The sequence below is a fragment of the Halomonas sp. CKK8 genome, from assembly GCF_029625235.1.
Classification (GTDB): Bacteria; Pseudomonadota; Gammaproteobacteria; order Pseudomonadales; family Halomonadaceae; genus Halomonas; species Halomonas ventosae.
Window position 1 is genome coordinate 3,861,732 of sequence record NZ_CP121193.1, and the last position, 18,835, is coordinate 3,880,566.

Consider the following 18,835-nt stretch of genomic DNA (forward strand, 5'->3'; position numbering starts at 1 on the left):
GCCGGGGCGATTCGTGACTACCTGTCGAGAGAGAACAACTAGCGGTCAAACACCACCGTTCGCCTGGCGTGCAGGAAGACGCGGCGTTCCACATGCAGGGCCACCGCTCGGGCAAGGGTGAGACACTCGACATCGCGTCCCTTGGCCACCAGGTCCTCCGGGTAGTCGGCATGACTCACCGGCTCCACGCCCTGGGTGATGATCGGTCCCTCGTCCAGGTCGTCATTGATGTAGTGGGCCGTGGCGCCGACCAGCTTGACGCCCTTCTCGTAGGCCTGGTGGTACGGCCGTGCGCCCTTGAAGCCCGGCAGCAGCGAGTGGTGGATGTTGATCGCTCGCCCGCTGAGCTTCTCGCACATGTCGCTCGAGAGCACCTGCATGTAGCGCGCCAGGATCACCAGCTCGGCGCCGGTCTCCTCGATCACCGACCAGACCTGCGCCTCCTGCTCGGGCTTGGTCTCGGCCGTGATCGGGAAGTGGTGGTAGGCAATCCCGTGCCACGCGGCCAGGTTCTCCAGGTCCGGATGGTTGGAGACGATGGCGCGGATATCGATGGGCAGCTGGCCGATGCGGTAGCGATAGAGCAGATCGTTGAGGCAGTGGTCGGCCTTGGAGACCATGATCACCACCGGCAGGCGCCGCCCGGGGGGAGTGAGCTCGAAGGTCATCTCGAACTCGGCGGCGCGCGCGGCGAACTCGGCCTCGAAGGCCTCGGCATCGAACCCGTCGGCTTCCGGCCTGAATTCGGTGCGTATGAAGAAGCGCCCGCTGAGCCGGTCATCGAAGGAGTGCTGTTCGGTGATGTAGCAGCGACGCTCCTTGAGGAAGCGGGTGACCACGTCCACGGTGCCCAGCCGGCTCGGGCACTGGGCCGCCAGGATCCAGCGATTGTTGTTGTCCTGCATCTCATCTTCTCCCGAAGCGGGGCCGGCAGATGCCGGCCCCGTGGCGATCACTCCTCGACGCCGATAGCGTACTCGGCGCCGGCGTCCAGGATCCAGCGATAGAGGTAGTCGGCGAAGCTGCGGCGCAGCACCAGTTCCCAGCGGGCCTCCGTCGGGCGGCGCAGGATCAGGTTGGCCTTGGCAAACACCGTGGTCACCCCCTTGCCGACCGGGAAGGCCTCGGGGTGGACGTCGTAGGGCGTCGACTTCATCAGCAGCTCCCGGGCCTTGTCGCCCGTCAGCTCGATCAGGGTCTGGCCACCGCTGGCGTTGACGATGGCGTAGTGGGCATCGCCCAGGGCCTCGCGCAACCGCTTCTCCAGGGCGAACTCCTCGCCGCCGGGCACGATCACCAGCCACTCGTCGGGGGAGAGCCACTGGATCGAGCGCTCGCCACTCTCGTCCAGGGTCAGGGTGTTGGGGCGGCCCGGCAGGCCGACCCCCAGCACCCCGCGCACCGCCTCGTCGAGGACGATGGCGCCGCCGCGCAGGATCAGATGGCCCGCCATGGCGCGCTCGCGCAGCACCACACGGCTCTTCTCGCTGACCGCCGGGCGGCCGCTGCGATGGTAGGACCAGGCCAGCGGGGACTCGGCCGGGACCTCAGTCTCGGGGCGGGCATCAAAGACGTTGGCCCAAGTCACGGTGTGATCAGACATTCTGGCGCTCTCCCTTGGGATCAACAAAGATCGTGCCGACGATTTCCGCGGCGTGTGTCTTGCCGTCGGCCATGGGCAGGTAGACGGTCTCGCCCATGCGCGACTGGCCGCCCTTGACCACGGCGAGGGCGAAACCGCTGCCCAGGGTCGGGCTGTAGTAGCTGGAGGTCACGTGGCCCACCATGGGCATGGGGATGGCGTGGTCCGGATCGAAGACGATCTGGGCCCCCTCCTCCAGCACCACCTTGGGATCCTTGGGCCTGAGGCCCACCAGCTGCTTGCGGTCGGCTCGCCGGGTGTCGGAGCGCGACAGGGCGCGCTTGCCCACCCAGGAGTTGGGCTTGTCGTAGCCGACGGCCCACTGCATGCCGAGATCCTCCGGGGTCACCGAGCCGTCGGTATCCTGGCCGGCGATGATGAAGCCCTTTTCCGCTCTCAGCACATGCATCGTCTCCGTGCCGTAGGGCGTCAGGCCATACTTTTCGCCGTGCTCGAAGAGCGTCTTCCAGACGTGCATGGCGTAATTGGCCTGCACGTTGATCTCGTAGGCGAGCTCGCCGGTGAAGGAGATGCGGAAGACCCGCGCCGGCACGTCCGCCACCTTGCCCTCGCGCCAGTCCATGAACTTGAAGCTGTCGCGGTCGAGGTCGATGTCGGTGATCTCGGCCAGCAGCTTGCGCGCCTCGGGGCCGGTCACCGTCATGGTCGCCCAGTGGTCGGTCACCGAGGTGAAAGTGACGTCCAGCTCCGGCCATTCGGTCTGGTGCCACAGCTCCAGCCACTCCATCACGCCGGCGGCGCCGCCGGTGGTGGTGGTCATCAGGAAGTGGTTCTCGGCCAGGCAGCTGGTGGTACCGTCGTCCATCAGCATGCCGTCGTCCTTGCACATCAGCCCGTAGCGGGCGCGGCCGGGCGCCAGCTTGGCCCACTTGTTGGTGTAGATGCGCCCCAGGAACTCGCGGGCATCCGGGCCCTGGATGTCGATCTTGCCCAGCGTCGAGGCGTCGAGGATGCCGACCTTCTCGCGCACCGCCAGGCACTCGCGGGCCACCGCTTCTTCCATCGTTTCGCGTTCGCCGTTGGCGGCGTCGGGGCGTACTTGTGGAAAGTACCAGGGGCGCTTCCACTGGCCCACCTCCTCGAACTCGGCGCCATTCGCCACGTGCCACTGGTGCAGCGCGGTATAGCGCTCGGGGTCGAACAGCTCGCGGCAGTGACGGCCGACGATGGCACCGAAGGTCACCGGGGTGTAGTTGGGGCGGAACACCGTGGTGCCCACCTCGGGGATCGACTTGCCCAGGCAGCGCGCGGCGATGGCCATGCCGTTGATGTTGCCGAGCTTGCCCTGGTCGGTGCCGAAGCCCATGGCGGTGTAACGCTTGACGTGTTCGATGGACTCGAAGCCCTCGCGGGTGGCCAGCTCGATGGCCGCCGCGGTGACGTCGTTCTGCAGGTCGACGAACTGCTTGGGCGCACGCAGGGTCGGCTTCTCGTGGGGCACCTGGTAGAGCGCGCAGGCCTTGCCGTCGCGGCGGGCATCGACCTGGGGCAGCGTGATGGCAGCGGCGGACTGGCCGAGTGCGGCCAGTGCCCGGGCGGCCGCGGCGCTGCCATCGGCCAGCCCCTCGGCCAGGTCGTGGAAGCCACGGGCGCTGCCGGCGGCATGCACGCCCTTCACCAGGCTCGGCACGAAACCGAGGATCTCGTCGTTCCAGGTCGGCCGGGCGCCGGTGTGGGAAGCCAGGTGGATTACCGGGCTGTAGCCGCCGGAAGTGGCGATGGTGTCGCACGCCAGGGTCTCGGCCTGGCCGGTGACCTTGAAGGCCTCGGCGTCGATGGTGGCGACGCGGGCGCCGCTGACGCGGGTGCTGCCCTTGGCCTCGACCACGGCCGCGCCTTCGATGATGCGGATGCCGCGGGCACGGGCCTGTTCTACCAGCTCACCGTCCGGGGCCGGACGGGCGTCGACGATGGCCACCACCTCGCGGCCGGCCTCATCCCAGTCCAGGGCGGCACGGTAGGCGTGGTCGTTGCTGACGCAGAGCACCAGCTTCTCGCCCGGCACCACCCCGTAGCGGCGGATATAGGTGGAGACGGCCCCGGCGACCAGGTTGCCCGGCACGTCGTTGCCCGCATAGACCAGCGGCCGCTCGTGGGCCCCGGTAGCCAGCAGCACCTGGCCGGCGCGCACGCGATGCATGCGCGACCGCGCGGGGCGATAGCCATCGACCGTCGGCGCGCATTCGCCGAGGTGCTCGGTACGCCGCTCGTGCAGGGTCACGAAGTGGTGGTCGTGGTAGCCGTTGGCGGTGGTGCGGGGCAGCAGGGTGACGTTGTCGAGCCCGGCCAGCTCGGCGACCACCTGCTCGGCCCAGCGGCCAGCGGGCTGATGGTCGAGCAGCTCGCGGCTGTCGAGCAGCGAGCCGCCCATCTCCTCCTGCTCGTCGCAGAGGATCACCCGGGCCCCGCCGCGCGCCGCGGTCAGCGCCGCGGCCAGGCCCGCGGGGCCGGCGCCGATCACCAGCAGGTCGCAGTGCTGGTTGAGGTGGTCGTAGCTGTCGGGGTCGCGTTCCATGGGGCTGCGGCCCAGGCCCGCGCCCTTGCGGATATATTTCTCGTAGGTCATCCACATGGAGGCCGGGGCCATGAAGGTCTTGTAGTAGAAGCCCGGCGGCATGAAGCGCCCGCCCAGCTTGCCCACCAGGCTCATGACATCGCGCTGGACGTTGGGCCAGCCGTTGGTGCTCTGAGCCGTGAGGCCATCGAAGAGCGCCTGCTGGGTGGCGCGCACGTTGGGCACCTGGGCCGCCTCGCTGCTGCCCAGCTGGACCAGCGCATTGGGCTCCTCGGCGCCGGCGGCGACGATGCCCCGCGGCCGCGAGTACTTGAAGCTGCGGTTGACGATGTCCACCCCGTTGGCCAACAGCGCCGAAGCCAGGGTGTCGCCGGCATGCCCCTGGTAGCGCTTGCCGTTGAAGGTGAAGCTCAGGGTACGCGCGCGGTCGATACGTCCGCCCTCGCGAAGACGATTCGGCTGATTCAGCGGCTGGCTCATGCCTTGACTCCTTCCTGGCGCTCGACCTCTTCCGCCCGGGCGGCTGCCGCCTCGGCGGGCTTGCCCTCGGGATACTCGGCGGTGAAGCGCGGCTGCTCACCCATCCGGTAGGTCTCGAGGATCTCGTAGCTCACGGTGTTGCGGGTGATGTTGAAGAACTTGCGGCAGCCCACGGCGTGCACCCACAGCTCGTGGTGGATGCCGCGCGGGTTGTCGCGGAAGAAGAGGTAGTCGCCCCACTGCTCGTCGGAGCAGGCCTCGGGGTCCGCGGGACGGGCGATATGCGCCTGGCCCTTGGCATGGAACTCCTCTTCCTCGCGGTGCTCTTCGCAGTAGGGGCAGTAGATAAGAAACATGGGTATGCCTCCTTAGTGAGCAACGCCGGCCGCGCCGTGCTCGTCGACGAGAGCCCCGGTGTGGAAACGGTCGATGGAGAACGGGGCCGCGATCGGGTGGGCCTGGTTCTTGGCCAGGGTCCAGGCGAAGACGTGGCCCGAGCCCGGCGTGGCCTTGAAGCCACCGGTGCCCCAGCCGCAGTTGAAGAACAGCCCCTTCACCGGCGTGGCGGAGAGGATCGGGCAGGCGTCCGGGCAGGTGTCGACGATGCCGCCCCACTGCCGGTTCATGCGCACCCGCGAGAAGATCGGGAACATCTCGACGATGGCCTGCAGGGTATGCTCCACGGTGGGGTAGCTGCCGCGCTGGCCGTAGCCGTTGTAGCCGTCGATGCCGGCACCGATCACCAGGTCGCCCTTGTCGGTCTGGCTGATGTAGCCGTGCACGTGGTTGGACATCACCACGGTATCGAGCACCGGCTTGAGCGGCTCGGAGACCAGCGCCTGCAGCGGGTGGGACTCCAGCGGCAGCCGGAAGCCGGCCATCTTCGCCAGCACCCCGGAGTTGCCGGCCGCCACGCAGCCCACGGTCCTGGCCTCGATGTCGCCGCGGTTGGTGTGCACCCCGTAGACCCGGCCGTCGCGGATCTTGAAGCCGGTGACCTCGGTGTTCTGCAGGATGTCCACGCCCAGGGCATCGGCGGCCCGAGCGAACCCCCAGGCCACGGCGTCATGGCGCGCCACGCCGGCCCGCGGCTGCCAGGAGGCGCCGAGGATCGGGTAGCGGGCGTTCTTCGAGCAGTCCATGATCGGCACGATCTCCTGGATCTCCTCGGGGGTGAGCACCACGCTGTCGATGCCGTTGAGGCGGTTGGCGTTGACCCGGCGCTGGACGTCACGCATGTCCTGCAGGGTGTGGGCCAGGTTCATCACGCCACGCTGGGAGAACATGACGTTGTAGTTGAGGTCCTGGGAGAGCCCCTCCCACAGCTTCATGGAGTGCTCGTAGAGCGCCGCCGCCTCGTCCCACAGATAGTTGGAACGCACGATCGTCGTATTACGGGCGGTGTTGCCGCCGCCCAGCCAGCCCTTCTCCACCACGGCCACGTTGGTGATGCCGTGCTCCTTGGCCAGGTAGTAGGCGGTGGCCAGGCCATGGCCACCGCCGCCGACGATGATCACGTCGTACTGCTTCTTGGGCGTGGGGCTGCGCCACTGGCGCTCCCAGTTCTCGTGGTGGCTGAGCGCGTGCTTGGCCAGCCCGAAGCCTGAATAGCGTTGCATCTTCTTCCTCCTCGGCCAGCCCCGCGCGGCGGGGCCGATCCTGTTCGGGTTCAGGCGGTAGCGGCTTCGCGTACCGCGGCCGCAGCGGCGTCGCCGTAGACCGGATGGCGCTCGCATAGGGTGGCGACCTTCTCACGCACCTCGTCCTCGACCGCCCCCGTGCTGCGGCGCTCGGCCAGGACGTCGAGGATGTCGCAGATCCAGCCCGCCAACTCGCCGCACTCTGCCTCGTCGAACCCGCGGGAGGTCACCGCCGGGGTGCCGATGCGCAGGCCGGAGGTGACGAAGGGGCTCTGGGGGTCATTGGGCACGGCGTTCTTGTTGACGGTGATATGGGCACGGCCGAGGGCCGCGTCGGCGTCCTTGCCGGTGACGCCCTGCTTGATCAGCGAGACCAGGAAGAGGTGGTCGTCGGTGCCGCCGGAGACGACGTCATAGCCGCGCTCGAGGAAGACCCCGGCCATGGCGCGGGCGTTGTCGACCACCCGCCGCTGGTACTGCACGAACTCCTGGCTCATGGCCTCCTTGAAGGCCACCGCCTTGGCGGCGATGACGTGCATCAGCGGGCCGCCCTGCTGGCCCGGGAAGACCGCGCCGTTGAGCTTCTTGTAGAGATCCGCGTCGCCGGCGGCGGAGAGGATCAGGCCGCCACGCGGGCCGCGCAGGGTCTTGTGGGTGGTGGTGGTGACCACGTGGGCGTGGGGAATCGGGCTCGGATAGTGGCCGGCGGCGACCAGGCCCGCCACATGGGCCATGTCGACCATCAGCCAGGCGCCCACCTCGTCGGCGATTGCGCGGAAACGCCGCCAGTCGACGACACGGGCATAGGCCGAGAAGCCGGCGATGATCATCTTCGGCTTGTGGCTGCGCGCCAGGCGCTCGACCTCCTCGTAGTCGATCTCGCCGGTCTCCGGGTTCAGGCCGTACTGCACGGCGTGGTAGTGCTTGCCGGAGAAGTTGGGCGCCGCGCCGTGGGTCAGGTGGCCGCCGTGGGCCAGGCTCATGCCCAGCACGGTGTCGCCGGGCTTGACCAGGGCCATGAAGGCCGCGGCATTGGCCTGGGCGCCGGAGTGCGGCTGGACGTTGGCGTAGTCGGTGCCGAACAGGTCGCAGGCGCGATCGATGGCCAGCTGCTCGACCACGTCGACATGCTCGCAGCCGCCATAGTAGCGCTTGCCCGGGTAGCCCTCGGCGTACTTGTTGGTCAGCTGGGTGCCCTGGGCCTCCATCACGGCGCGGCTGGCGTAGTTCTCCGAGGCGATCAGCTCGACGTGGGCCTCCTGGCGGGCCACCTCGTCGGCGATGGCGGCGGCGATCTGGGAATCGAAGGCGGCGAGACCTACCTGGTTCATGACTGGCTCCTGTTGTTATCGGTAGCGGGCAGGGTGTTACTCGAATCTATCGGCAAGCTGCCAGCGGGAAAAATTTGAAATCCTTATGCATGGATAACCGCCACGCAGCGCGTCCGGCGTACGCATCGATTAAAGACGACGGCGAGGGGAAGGGATTGAACAGATGCGACAGGATTCCTGAACGCCAGGAACACTGCTTGCCGCTCGGCAAGCGGGAAAGCGCCGGGCTGCTGCGTGCTGACGGCAAGCGCGAGGACACGCGAGCCCTGGGCTCTAGCCGAGGGCTCAGAGCGAAGGCCGGCCCTCGATATGCAGGAAGAAGGGGTCGACCCGGTCGCTGCCGGGGTCGCCGGCACGCTTGCGCATCTCCGACGGGGTCATGTCGAAGGCGCTGCGGAACTGGCGCGAGAAGTGGGCCGTGTCGGCGAAACCGCAGCGCTCGCCGATCTCGGTGATGCTCTTGCCCGTGTAGTGCAGCAGCCAGAGGCCATAGCGCAGGCGCAGGTCGCGGGCGAACTTCTGCGGCCCGACCCCCAGGATCTCGCGGAAGCGGCGTTCCAGATGCCGTCGGGAGGTGCCCACCCGCTCGGCCAGCGCATCCATGGAGATGGCCTCGCCCAGGTGCTGCTCGAGCACGGCGATGGCACGGCGCACCAGGCGATCCTCGATCTTGCCGAACACCACCGGCTGCGGCTGCTGATGCGTGCCGGCGCGAGCCTCGTCGAGCAGCATGATGTTCAGGCTCTTCATGGCCCACGCCTTGCCCAGGTGGCGCTCGACCAGATAGGCGGCCAGGTCCGCCGCCGCCGCGCCACCGGCGCAGGTGAGACGGTCCCCGTCGTCGATGAACAGGCGATCGGCCACCGGCTCGATGGCGGGAAAACGCTGTATCATGTCGCGGTGGTGGTACCAGCTGACGCAGCAGCGCCGCCCCTTCATCAACCCTGCCTGGATCAGGGCGAAGACGCCGGTGCACAGGCCCACCAGTGGCACGCCCGCCTCGGCCGCCTGGCGCAGGTAGGCCAGGGCGTTGGAATCCTGTCGCTCCTTCTGCGCCTGCACGCCACCGATCACCACGATGTAGTCGAACTCGGCGGGATCACGGAACGACAGGCAGGGCGAGATGGCGGCACCGCAGCTGGAGAGGGCCTCCTGCCCGGCACTGGTCATGAAGGTCCAGTGGCAGCGCAGCTGGCGGCTGCGATCTCCCTCGTCGGCGGCCAGCCGCAGGCAGTCGACGAAGGCGGCGAAGGGCAGCAGGGTGAAGCGGTGCAGCAGGACGAAGCCGACCGATAGTGGCTCTCCCTGGCGAAGGAGGCCCGTCGTGGTGCCTGGCGTCATGGCAAGACAATCTCCGGTCACGGACTCAATCCAGGAAGTCAGCGTATCCTGCCCTCCGCGCCAACACCACATACAGCAGAATCAGCCACGCCATCCTTCGCCAATCGTCACCTCGAAAATCAAGGTGGTCACCCCCGCCGACTTACGGGCGGGGAAGCGACATTTTCAGCTGGCAGTCTCACGAGGGGATTGCCTGCACGTCATCAATGACACCCCAAAATACTCGCGTAAGCCAGGCCACGACCCATGAGCCTGGCGAGAGCCAAACGCAAACGCCACCGGTCGCGAGGCCTCAGGCCCAGGCGGCGACCCGCCGCTGGCGCCGCGCGCGCAGCACCATGCGGTAGCGCGAGCGGATCTCGTCGCGCTCCATATAGCAGCCCTGCAGCCAGCGGTGGCCGCTGGCGCCCTCGAAGGCATCGCGGGCATGCAGCAGGCGACGGTTATCGAAGATCACCAGGTCCCCAGGGGCATAGGTGAAGCGGATGGCAAACTCGGGCTCATGCAGCAGGCGCTGCAGTGTCATCAGCGCCTCATAGGCCGGCTCCACCTCCTCGAACGGGGCCTGCAGGGGACCGCGCAGGAAGTCGGCGATGCGCACTTCGAGCAGCTCGCCGCGCTCGTCGAGGCAGATCATCGGCGAATACCAGACGTAGTCGGTGGTCTTCGCCGTGTTGGCGAAGCACCAGCGCACCCGGGTCAGGGTGGCGAAGGCCTCGGGGTCGCGCTCGCGCAGCGTCTCGGCCACGGCGAAGCCGTCGAGCATCACCGCCTCGCCGCCTTCCACGCTGTTCTCCAGGCAGTGCAGCATCTGCAGCCCCGGCTGGTATTCCCGGGTCGGCAGGTCGACATGGGGCGGCAGGGCAATGGCGGTGTAGGCGTTGGAGTCCGGGTCCGGCTTGGCCTTGACGTCGAACAGCAGCCCGAAGTTGGTGGGCCGCACCGGGCCGATGCGCCGGGCGATGGCTTCCAGCGAGCCAGGCTCGGTGGGAAGGCCGCGCAGCCGCACCATCCCCTTGCCCAGCACGCTCGCAAGTGCCGGCGCGAGGATCGCCTCCTCGGCCTCGCCCCCCGCCTCGGTGTCGAGCAGGCCGGAGGCATCGAGGCTGTCCGGGCCTTCCCCGGGGCCGCCCTCCCAGGTCGTCACCGGTACCAGCGGCGCCTCGGGATCGCCCGCGTTATCGTAGTCGTGGGCGCGCAGCCAGCCGGGATGGAAGCGCAGGCGGCGATCCTCGGGGGCGAAGTCCACGCAGAGCGCGCCGGCGGCATCGACCTCGGCACCGGCGACCTCCGGCCAGGCGGGCAGCGTGGAGAGATCCAGGATGCGCTCGCGGGTGGCCGGGTTGACGGTGGAGTCATCGGCGGCGTTCTCGCGCAGCCAGACGCCGTGATAGCGGCTCTCGCGGCCGTCACTCCAGCGCACCGTCACCAGGCGCGGCGTGAAGGAGACGGCCTCGAGGTCGGCCTCGATGGGCCAGGCGTCATAGTCGGGTGTCGGGGGAAGGTCAGCGGTCACGTGAGCCTCCTGGGTGTGTTGACGTAAGTTTCGCAGAGGCCGGCCGCCGTGCATCGAGGGGCTCGCGGAACAGCGAGAGCAGCACGCCAGCGGTCATGACCAGGATGACACCGCTCAACGGCAGGGCGGCGGCGATCAAGGCGGTCTGCAGTGCGGTGAGGCCACCGGCAAGCAGCAGCACCGCGGCCACCAGGCCGATGACCACGCCCCAGAGGACCCGAAAGCGGCGCGGCGGCTCCTCGTCGCCCAGTGACAGGATGGTGGTCAGCACCAGGGTCCCCGAGTCGGACGAGGTGACGAACCAGCTCATCAGCAGGAACACCATCATGGCCGAGAGCAGCCAGCCGAAGGTTCCGGTGCCGACGATGCCGTCGGCGGTGGCAAACAGCGCCGCCGGCAGCTTCCAGGCGTTGACCAGCTCGATGATACCGGCGCTGCCCGCGCCACCCGCCGCGTTGAGCTCCTGATACATGGCGTTGCCGCCGAAGATGATCAGCCACACGAAGATGATCAGGGTCGGGACCAGCAGCACGCCGAGGACGAACTCGCGCAGGGTGCGGCCCTTGGAGATACGTGCGATGAACAGCCCCACGAAGGGGGCCCAGGCCAGCCACCAGCCCCAGTAGAAGATGGTCCAGCCCTGCTGCCACTCCACGGTCGCGGGCTCGTCGGCAAACCACAGGCCCATGGGGATGAAGGTGACGGCGTAGTCGAGCAGGGTCTCGCCGAAGGCGGTGGTCAGCCACAGGGTGGGGCCACCGATCAGGAAGACCCCGACCACGAGCACAGAGATCCAGATATTGAGCTCGGAGATCACCTTGATACCGCGCCGGACCCCGGTGACCGCCGAAAGGATCGAGACCATCGAGATCAGGGCAATCAGGATCAGCTGGGTATCCAGGCCGGCGCCGATACCCACCAGGCGCTCCAGGCCCACGGCCATCTGGCTGACGCCGAGGCCCAGGGACGTGGCGACCCCGAAGACGCAGCCCAGCACGCCAAGGATATCGAAGAGGTGGCCCAGCGGGCCGAAGATGCGCTCACCGATAAAGGGATACAGGGCCGACCTGAGAGCGAGGGGCAGTCCCTTGCGGTAGGCGAAGTAGGCCAGCGACATGCCGACGATGACGTAGATCGCCCAGCCATGCAGGCCCCAGTGGAAGACCGTGACGCGCAGGGCATCGATGGCGCGCTCATGGCCGATGCTGGTGGCGCCTGCCATGTCGGCGTGGGGGTTGTTGGGATAACCGAAGGCGCCGGTGTCGTCGAGGTAGAAGACCGGCTCGGCGACGCCGAAGAACAGGATGCCGATCCCGATGCCGGCGGAGAACAGCATCGAGAACCAGGCGAAGTTGCTGAACTCGGGGCGGCTATCGTCGGTACCCAGGCGAACGCTGCCGAAGCGACTGAGCACGATGAAGGCACACACGGCCAGCAGCAGCATCACCGTGACAAGGTAGTAGCCGCTGAAGGTGCTCTCGATCCAGGCGCGAGCGGCGCCGAAGACGCTGCCGGCGGTTTCGGAGCCGAGCCCGGTGAAGAGCACGAAGGCCAGCACCAGGGCGCCTGCGGTGAGGGTCATGCCCTTGTGCATGCCCTGGAAGACGCCGCCCTGGGCGAGCTCGGTCACCATGTAGTCGGTGGTCGACTCGGCGTGCGGATTGGCGCCCTGCGACAAGGACGAGGGGCGAGTGGGGGGAGTCGACGTAGCGATAAGCCATATCCTCCTTGGCCGGACCACGGGCCGGCAATCCCGTCGGGCCGCCCCTGGAGTGGGCGGCCGATCGCTGTTGGTTCTGGACGCGGGGTCTAACGGCGTATGCCGATGGTGCGCCCGGCCAGTTCCGGCCAGGCCTCTCGCGCAACATGGGGCAGCGCGCCGATGGCGCTCTCGACGGGCGCGGGAAAGGGCGCGGGACGCCCGGCCTCGCTGTCGATGCCCATCAGCATCTGCTCGCTGGTAGCCAGCAGGTTGCCCGCCTCGTCGAGCAGTTCGAAGAAGACATGCAGCCGCTTGGCATCGCGATCCAGCAGGGTCAGGGCGACCCTGAGCGGCTGCCCCTCATGGGCCTCGCGCCGGTAGCAGAGGTGGGTCTCCAGGGTGTAGATCGTATAGCCGTGCCGCTGGCGGCCGGTGGCATCCAGGCCGATATGGTCCATCAGCGCCTCCACCGCCAGGGAGAAGACCCGGGCGTATTCGGCGTCGTTCATGTGGCCGTTGTAGTCGACCCACTCGGGAGCGACGCGGGTCTCGAGCAGTGCCATCAGATGCGCCCCTCCAGGCCCTCTGCCTCGGGCCAGTACTTCTGCACCAGGTCGAGCAGCTCCACCAGGAAGTCGTCGCGGCGGCGGTCGAGCTCGGCGACCGGGCGGCCGGCTGCCTGGTGCTCGCAGCCCTCGACGACCCTGTCGATCAGCTCATCGGTGAGCTCGGGGGCTTCCAGCTTGGTCCAGGGCAGCTTCAGCGCCGGGCCGAACTGTTCGAGCATATGGCGCATGCCCTGCTCGCCGCCGGCCAGGTGGAAGGTGAGGAAGGTACCCATCAGCGACCAGCGCAGGCCGCAGCCGTAAACCACCGCGGCATCGATCTCCTCGGTGGTGGCCACGCCGTCATTGACCAGGTGTAGCGCCTCGCGCCACAGCGCCTCCATCAGGCGGTCGGCGATATGCCCCTCGATCTCGCGGCGCACCACCAGCGGACGCATCGCCAGCGCCTGGTAGAGGGCCCGGGCGCGCTCGACCTGCTCGGGCTCGGTGGCCGCCCCGCCGACCAGCTCCACCAGCGGCAGCAGATAGACCGGGTTGAAGGGGTGGGCGACGATCACCCGGCCGGGCGCCCGGGTGCAGTCCCGCTGCAGGTCGCTGGGCTTGAAGCCGGACGTCGACGAACCGATCACCACCTGGTCTTCCGCGGCAGCGTCGATGGCGGCGAGGATCTCCTGCTTGAGCGCCAGGCGCTCCGGCACGTTCTCCTGGATGAGGTCGGCGCCCGCCACGGCCTCCTCGAGGCTGTCCGCGAAGCGCAGCCGCTCGAGGCTGGCGCCCTCGGCGAGCCCCAGCCGTTCGAGCGAGGCCCAGGCGCCCGCGACGAAGGCACGGGTGCGCACCGGGGCCTCGGGATCGGGGTCGAAGGCCACCACGTCCCAGCCGCGGGACAGGGCGCGGGCGATCCAGCCGTTGCCGATCACCCCGGTGCCGATCACGGCGAGTCGCTGGCTCATGCCTCACCCCCGGTGACGATCTGGCCGGTCTTGGGGTCGCGCAGCCCCAGGTGGGCGCGGGTCTCGGCGGGGGTCATGATACGCCCGCCGAGGTTCTCGATGAGGGTACCGGCCTTCTCGACCAGGCCGCCGTTGGTAGCGAGCACGCCCTTCTCGAGGTAGAGGTTGTCCTCCAGGCCGACCCGGGCATGGCCGCCGAGCAGCATCGCCTGGGCGACCATGGGCATCTGCTGGCGGCCGATGCCGAAGGCGGCCCAGTTGGCGTTCTCCGGCAGCTTGTTGCGCATCGCCAGCATGGTCTCGGGGTCCGCCTCGGCGCCCCAGGGGATGCCCAGGCAGAGCTGGTAGAGAGGGTCGCCGTCGATCAGGCCCTCCTTCTGCAGCTGACGGGCGAACCAGACGTGGCCCAGGTCGAAGCATTCGAGCTCGGGCTTCACGCCGGCGGCCTGCACCAGGCGAGCGTGCTCGCGCAGCCAGTCGGCCGGGTTCACGTAGACCATGTCGCCGAAGTTGAGGCTGCCGCAGTCCAGGGTGCAGAGCTCCGGGAGCAGCGCGCCCACCGGCGCATGGCGCTCGGCCGGGGTCTGGATGTCGGTGCCCGGGCCGCCGCGGGTAGGATCCTCGACGGCGGGGATCCAGTCGCCGCCGCCGCCGGCGGTGATGTTCATGACGATGTCGACGTCGGCCTCGCGCACCCGCTGCATCACCTCACGGAAGTGGTCGACGGAGTGGCTGATGCCGCCGGTCTCGGGGTCGCGCACGTGGATATGGGCCACGCTGGCACCCGCGCGGGCGGCCGAGATGCAGTCGTCGGCGATCTGCTTCGGGGTCACGGGCACGTTGGGGTTCTTGGCGGTGGTGTCGCCGGCGCCGGTGACGGCGCAGGTCAGGATGACATTGCGGTTCACGTTCGGCCTCCTGTGGCTCAACGAGGATGTGCCTACAGTGTGGGGGCATCCCGGCCTAGTGTTTTGACCAGTAACGACGAAAAAACCACATCAAACGACATTCACGTCGAGTTCCTGACGCCAAAGGCGAGCAGCAGGACGCGCCGACGCCACGGCATGTGGCCAACGGGTGAGATCAGGAAAGAGAGATAAACCGGGTAAGTCACGGCGCCTGGTGTCTGGCGATCATGACTGAGCCCGCCGGCGACCCGGTGGTGGGCCCTCGCGCTGGATTCTCGAGGCCTGTCGGGTGACGCGCTTTCAACGCTCAAGGCGCCAAGCACCAGCGCCCAAGCAGCGCCCTTTCCAGGCAGGAAGGCTGGCATCATTAACGGCGAGGCGGCCTGCTTCTCGCCTGCCCATCAGGCCATCTCCGTCGTCGAGCAGGTTGGCGCAACCCGTGCCGAAACGCCTAAGCTGCAACATCACCTTTCGACAAGAACGACAACATCCAAGCGGCGCATCGACGCTGCGTGTCGGCCATCCAGGGAGATCGACCATGAACAAAGCCAACCTTCATCCGCATGGGGCCGTCAGCGAGCTGCGAGGACGGATCCGCGAACACTATTCGGCCGACGAGGCAGCGGTGCTGCATGAGCTGGTCGGACAGATCAAGCTGTCGGAGGAGGAGCGCCGCAGGGTGGCTGATGTAGGTGCCAACTATGTAGCGCGCGTACGCAAGGAAAGGTCGCCCTCGATGATGGAGGCGTTCCTCGCCGAATACGGTCTCTCCACTGCCGAGGGCGTCGGCCTGATGTGCCTGGCGGAAGCGCTGCTGCGCGTGCCCGACGCAGAGACCATCGACGATCTGATCCACGACAAGATCGAGCCCTCCGACTGGGGCTCGCACCTGGGCAAGTCGTCGTCGTCGATGGTCAACGCCTCGACCTGGGCACTGATGCTGACCGGCAAGGTGCTGGATGACGATCCCAAGGGCCCGGCGCGGGCGCTGCGCGGCCTGGTTCGCCGGATGGGCGAGCCGGTGGTGCGCAAGGCGGTCGGCCAGTCGATGCGCATCCTCGGCCGCCAGTTCGTGCTCGGCCAGACTATCGAGGAGGGCATGAAGAATGCCCGCGAGCTCGAGAAGCAGGGCTACACCTACTCCTACGACATGCTGGGCGAGGCGGCGCGCACCGATGATGATGCGCAGCGCTATCATGAGGCTTACGCCAAGGCGATCACCGCCATCGCCAAACAGGCCAAGGGTGACGTGCGCGGCAGCCCCGGCATCTCGGTGAAGCTCTCGGCGCTGCATCCGCGCTACGAAACCACCCACCGCGATACGGTGATGGAAACCCTGGTACCGCGCGCCCAGGAACTGGTACGGCAGGCGGCCAAGGCCAATATCGGCTTCAATATCGACGCCGAGGAGCAGGACCGGCTGGACCTGTCGCTGGACGTGATCGAGGCACTGATGGCCGACCCCAGCCTCGACGGGTGGGACGGCTTCGGGATCGTGGTGCAGGCCTACGGGCGCCGTGCCGGGCCGGTGATCGAGGCGCTCTACGACCTGGCCGAGCGCCTCGACCGCAAGATCATGGTGCGACTGGTCAAGGGCGCCTACTGGGACACCGAGATCAAGCTGGCCCAGGAGATGGGCGTCGAGACCTTCCCGGTCTTCACCCGCAAGGTCAACACCGATGTCAGCTACATGGCCTGCGCCCAGCTGCTGCTCGACCGGCGCGACCGCATCTACCCGCAGTTTGCCACCCACAACGCCCATACCTGCGCCGCCATCGTCGCCATGGGCGGCGACGACAAGGACAGCTACGAGTTCCAGCGCCTGCACGGCATGGGCGAGTCGCTGCACCATATCGTCAAGCAGTCGGAGAACACGCACTGCCGCATCTATGCCCCGGTCGGTGCGCACCGTGACCTGCTGGCCTACCTGGTCCGCCGCCTGCTGGAGAACGGGGCGAACTCCTCCTTCGTCAACCAGGTGGTGGATGATTCGATTCCCCCCAGCGAGGTCTCGAAGGATCCGGTGGCCGGGATGCAGCAGCTCGGCGACGCCATCGCCAGCCCCATGATCCGCCAGCCCGGCGAGCTGTTCGCCCCCGAGCGCAAGAACTCCCGCGGCTACCGGATCAACGAACCCGCCTCGATCCTGCCGCTGCTGGCGGCTCGCGAGAAATTCGCCGACACCACCTGGACCGCCGGGCCCATGCTGGCGGGAAGCCCGGCACCCCAGGGGCCGGCCAACGATGTCGTGTCGCCCGCCGACACCTCGCGGGTGGTCGGCCAGGTGCATGAGGCGACCCCGGAAGAGGTGGCGACCGCACTGGACGCCGCCGAGGCGGGCTTCCGCGAGTGGTCGGCGCGACCGGTGGCCGAGCGGGCCGAGGTGCTGCGCCGCACCGCCGACCTCTACGAGGCGCACATCGCCGAGCTGACCGTGATCTGTACCCGCGAGGCCGGCAAGATGATGTTCGATGGCATCGCCGAGGTGCGCGAGGCGGTGGACTTCCTGCGCTATTACGCCAACGAGAGCGAGCGGCTGGACGCCGAAGAGCCGGGTAGCGCTCGAGGCATCTTCGTCTGCATCAGCCCGTGGAACTTCCCGCTGGCCATCTTCACCGGCCAGCTCGCCGCGGCGCTGGCGGCCGGCAATGCGGTGCTCGCCAAGCCCGCCGAGCAGACACCCATGATCGCCGCGCGGGCCGTCGAGCTGATGCGCGAGGCCGGCCTGCCCGAGGCGGCGCTGCAGCTGCTGCCCGGCGACGGGCCCACGGTGGGCGGGCCGCTGACCAGCGATCCGCGGATCGCCGGCGTCTGCTTCACCGGCTCGACGCCGGTGGCACAGATCATCCACAAGGCCCTGGCGAAGAATGCCGGGCCGGACGCCGTGCTGATCGCCGAGACCGGCGGGCTCAACGCCATGATCGTGGACTCCACGGCGCTGACCGAGCAGGCGGTGCGCGACATCCTGATCTCCTCCTTCCAGTCGGCCGGCCAGCGCTGCTCGGCGCTGAGGATGCTCTACGTACAGGAGGAGGCGCGGGATCGGCTGCTGACGATGCTCGATGGTGCCATGGACGCGCTGACCATCGGCGACCCCTGGAACACCGACACCGACGTCTCGCCGGTGATCGACGCCGAGGCCCAGGCCGATATCAGTGCCTATGTCGCGGCGCAGGAAAAGGCCGGCAAGGTGCTGAAAAAGCTGTCCGCGCCGGACACCGGCACCTTCGTCACCCCGGCCGTGGTCGAGGTCGGCGGCATCGAGGACCTCGAGCGCGAGATCTTCGGCCCGGTGCTGCACGTGGCCACCTTCAAGGCGCGCGACATCGACAAGGTGGTCGATGACATCAATGACCGGGGCTATGGCCTGACCTTCGGCCTGCACACCCGCATCGACGATCGCGTGCAGCAGATCGTCGAGCGGATCCATGTCGGCAACATCTACGTCAACCGCAACCAGATCGGCGCCATCGTCGGCTCCCAGCCCTTCGGCGGCGAGGGCCTCTCGGGTACCGGCCCCAAGGCCGGCGGCCCGCTCTACGTCAACCGCTTCCGCCGTACCGCCGCCATCGAGCGCCTTGAGGCGCCGAAAGGGAATGCCGTGACCGTCGGGGATCTGCAGTCGGCCCTCGACGGGCTGGATTCACGCAACTGGGCAGCGCGGCGCGATCGGGTCGAGGTGCTGCGCAAGGCGCTCTCCGGCAAGGGTGGCGTGGTCCGCAAGGCGCTCGCCGAAACCGCGGCGCTGGACATGACGCCCCAGACGCTGCCGGGGCCGACGGGCGAAAGCAACCGCCTGGCGATGTATCCGAAGGGCCCGGCCCTGTGCCTCGGGCCGACGCTGGACATCGCCGTCGCCCAGGCAGTGCAGGCGCTGGGCGCGGGCTCGCCGGCCGTCGTCGTTGCCCCCGGCGCGGCGCAGGCCGTGCAGCCGCTGATCGATGCCGGGGCGCCCGTCGCCGCGCTCGACGGCAGCGTCGCGGCCGAGACGCTGACCACGATCAGGGGGATCGAGACCGTGGCCGCAGCTGGCGACAGCGACTGGACCCGCGAGCTGCGCATTGCGCTCGCCGAGCGCGACGGCGCCATCGTCTCGCTCGAGACCCAGACCATCGCGCCGGAGCGCTACGTGGTGGAGCGTCACCTGTGCATCGACACCACCGCAGCAGGCGGCAACGCCAGCCTGCTGGCGACGGCCGAATAGGCTCGACGCGTCTGCC

Annotated in this window: 13 protein-coding genes; 1 reads left to right on the top strand and 12 read right to left on the bottom strand. The window is 68.5% G+C overall.

All coding sequences use genetic code 11. The features are described from left to right. Positions 1-38 precede the first annotated feature (38 nt). The 12 genes from purU to P8934_RS18290 all read right to left on the bottom strand — a co-directional run bounded on the left by purU (position 39) and on the right by P8934_RS18290 (position 14,615). A complete protein-coding gene (purU, locus tag P8934_RS18235) occupies positions 39-905 on the bottom strand; it encodes a formyltetrahydrofolate deformylase (protein ID WP_278032265.1) in 867 nt (288 codons plus the stop codon). Positions 906-952: 47 nt separating this feature from the next. Then, positions 953-1,603: a sarcosine oxidase subunit gamma family protein gene (gene soxG, locus P8934_RS18240; protein ID WP_278032266.1), complete on the bottom strand. Its 651-nt coding sequence runs from the start codon at positions 1,601-1,603 to the stop codon at positions 953-955. After that, positions 1,596-4,658: a sarcosine oxidase subunit alpha family protein gene (locus P8934_RS18245; protein ID WP_278032267.1), complete on the bottom strand. Its 3,063-nt coding sequence runs from the start codon at positions 4,656-4,658 to the stop codon at positions 1,596-1,598. The genes soxG and P8934_RS18245 overlap by 8 nt, the downstream gene beginning before the upstream one ends. Continuing rightward, positions 4,655-5,014, bottom strand: a complete 360-nt coding sequence (locus tag P8934_RS18250) for a sarcosine oxidase subunit delta (protein ID WP_278032268.1) — start codon at positions 5,012-5,014, stop codon at positions 4,655-4,657. The genes P8934_RS18245 and P8934_RS18250 overlap by 4 nt, the downstream gene beginning before the upstream one ends. A gap of 12 nt (positions 5,015-5,026) precedes the next feature. Then, the gene (locus P8934_RS18255; protein ID WP_278032269.1) at positions 5,027-6,277 is read right to left on the bottom strand and encodes a sarcosine oxidase subunit beta family protein; all 1,251 of its coding nucleotides are present in this window, start codon (positions 6,275-6,277) and stop codon (positions 5,027-5,029) included. Between the two features lie 50 nt (positions 6,278-6,327). After that, positions 6,328-7,629 (bottom strand): serine hydroxymethyltransferase, encoded by a 1,302-nt coding sequence (gene glyA, locus P8934_RS18260; protein WP_278032270.1) that lies wholly within the window; start codon positions 7,627-7,629, stop codon positions 6,328-6,330. Between the two features lie 285 nt (positions 7,630-7,914). Continuing rightward, on the bottom strand, positions 7,915-8,970 hold the full coding sequence (locus P8934_RS18265; RefSeq protein ID WP_278032271.1) for a GlxA family transcriptional regulator: 1,056 nt from the start codon (positions 8,968-8,970) through the stop codon (positions 7,915-7,917). A 292-nt stretch (positions 8,971-9,262) separates the two neighbouring features. Beyond that, the gene (locus P8934_RS18270) at positions 9,263-10,486 is read right to left on the bottom strand and encodes a TauD/TfdA family dioxygenase (RefSeq protein ID WP_278032272.1); all 1,224 of its coding nucleotides are present in this window, start codon (positions 10,484-10,486) and stop codon (positions 9,263-9,265) included. After that, complete coding sequence (locus P8934_RS18275; protein WP_278032273.1) at positions 10,476-12,119, bottom strand: BCCT family transporter; 1,644 nt, start codon at positions 12,117-12,119, stop codon at positions 10,476-10,478. The genes P8934_RS18270 and P8934_RS18275 overlap by 11 nt, the downstream gene beginning before the upstream one ends. A 176-nt stretch (positions 12,120-12,295) precedes the next feature. Further along, positions 12,296-12,751 carry a thioesterase family protein gene (locus P8934_RS18280; RefSeq protein ID WP_278032274.1) on the bottom strand — a complete coding sequence of 152 codons (456 nt, stop codon included), beginning with the start codon at positions 12,749-12,751 and terminating at the stop codon, positions 12,296-12,298. Beyond that, the gene (locus P8934_RS18285; RefSeq protein WP_278032275.1) at positions 12,751-13,707 is read right to left on the bottom strand and encodes an L-carnitine dehydrogenase; all 957 of its coding nucleotides are present in this window, start codon (positions 13,705-13,707) and stop codon (positions 12,751-12,753) included. The genes P8934_RS18280 and P8934_RS18285 overlap by 1 nt, the downstream gene beginning before the upstream one ends. Beyond that, positions 13,704-14,615, bottom strand: a complete 912-nt coding sequence (locus tag P8934_RS18290; RefSeq protein ID WP_278032276.1) for a 3-keto-5-aminohexanoate cleavage protein — start codon at positions 14,613-14,615, stop codon at positions 13,704-13,706. The genes P8934_RS18285 and P8934_RS18290 overlap by 4 nt, the downstream gene beginning before the upstream one ends. Before the next feature lie 538 nt (positions 14,616-15,153). Between P8934_RS18290 and putA the strand changes: the two genes are divergently transcribed. After that, positions 15,154-18,819 (top strand): bifunctional proline dehydrogenase/L-glutamate gamma-semialdehyde dehydrogenase PutA, encoded by a 3,666-nt coding sequence (gene putA / locus P8934_RS18295; protein ID WP_278032277.1) that lies wholly within the window; start codon positions 15,154-15,156, stop codon positions 18,817-18,819. Positions 18,820-18,835 lie beyond the last annotated feature (16 nt).

Coding starts and splice junctions, on each gene's coding strand:
- purU (WP_278032265.1), bottom strand. CDS start 905: ATGCAGGACAACAACAATCGCTGGATCCTGGCGGCCCAGTGCCCGAGC.
- soxG (WP_278032266.1), bottom strand. CDS start 1,603: ATGTCTGATCACACCGTGACTTGGGCCAACGTCTTTGATGCCCGCCCC.
- P8934_RS18245 (WP_278032267.1), bottom strand. CDS start 4,658: ATGAGCCAGCCGCTGAATCAGCCGAATCGTCTTCGCGAGGGCGGACGT.
- P8934_RS18250 (WP_278032268.1), bottom strand. CDS start 5,014: ATGTTTCTTATCTACTGCCCCTACTGCGAAGAGCACCGCGAGGAAGAG.
- P8934_RS18255 (WP_278032269.1), bottom strand. CDS start 6,277: ATGCAACGCTATTCAGGCTTCGGGCTGGCCAAGCACGCGCTCAGCCAC.
- glyA (WP_278032270.1), bottom strand. CDS start 7,629: ATGAACCAGGTAGGTCTCGCCGCCTTCGATTCCCAGATCGCCGCCGCC.
- P8934_RS18265 (WP_278032271.1), bottom strand. CDS start 8,970: ATGACGCCAGGCACCACGACGGGCCTCCTTCGCCAGGGAGAGCCACTA.
- P8934_RS18275 (WP_278032273.1), bottom strand. CDS start 12,119: ATGGTGACCGAGCTCGCCCAGGGCGGCGTCTTCCAGGGCATGCACAAG.
- P8934_RS18280 (WP_278032274.1), bottom strand. CDS start 12,751: ATGGCACTGCTCGAGACCCGCGTCGCTCCCGAGTGGGTCGACTACAAC.
- P8934_RS18285 (WP_278032275.1), bottom strand. CDS start 13,707: ATGAGCCAGCGACTCGCCGTGATCGGCACCGGGGTGATCGGCAACGGC.
- putA (WP_278032277.1), top strand. CDS start 15,154: ATGAACAAAGCCAACCTTCATCCGCATGGGGCCGTCAGCGAGCTGCGA.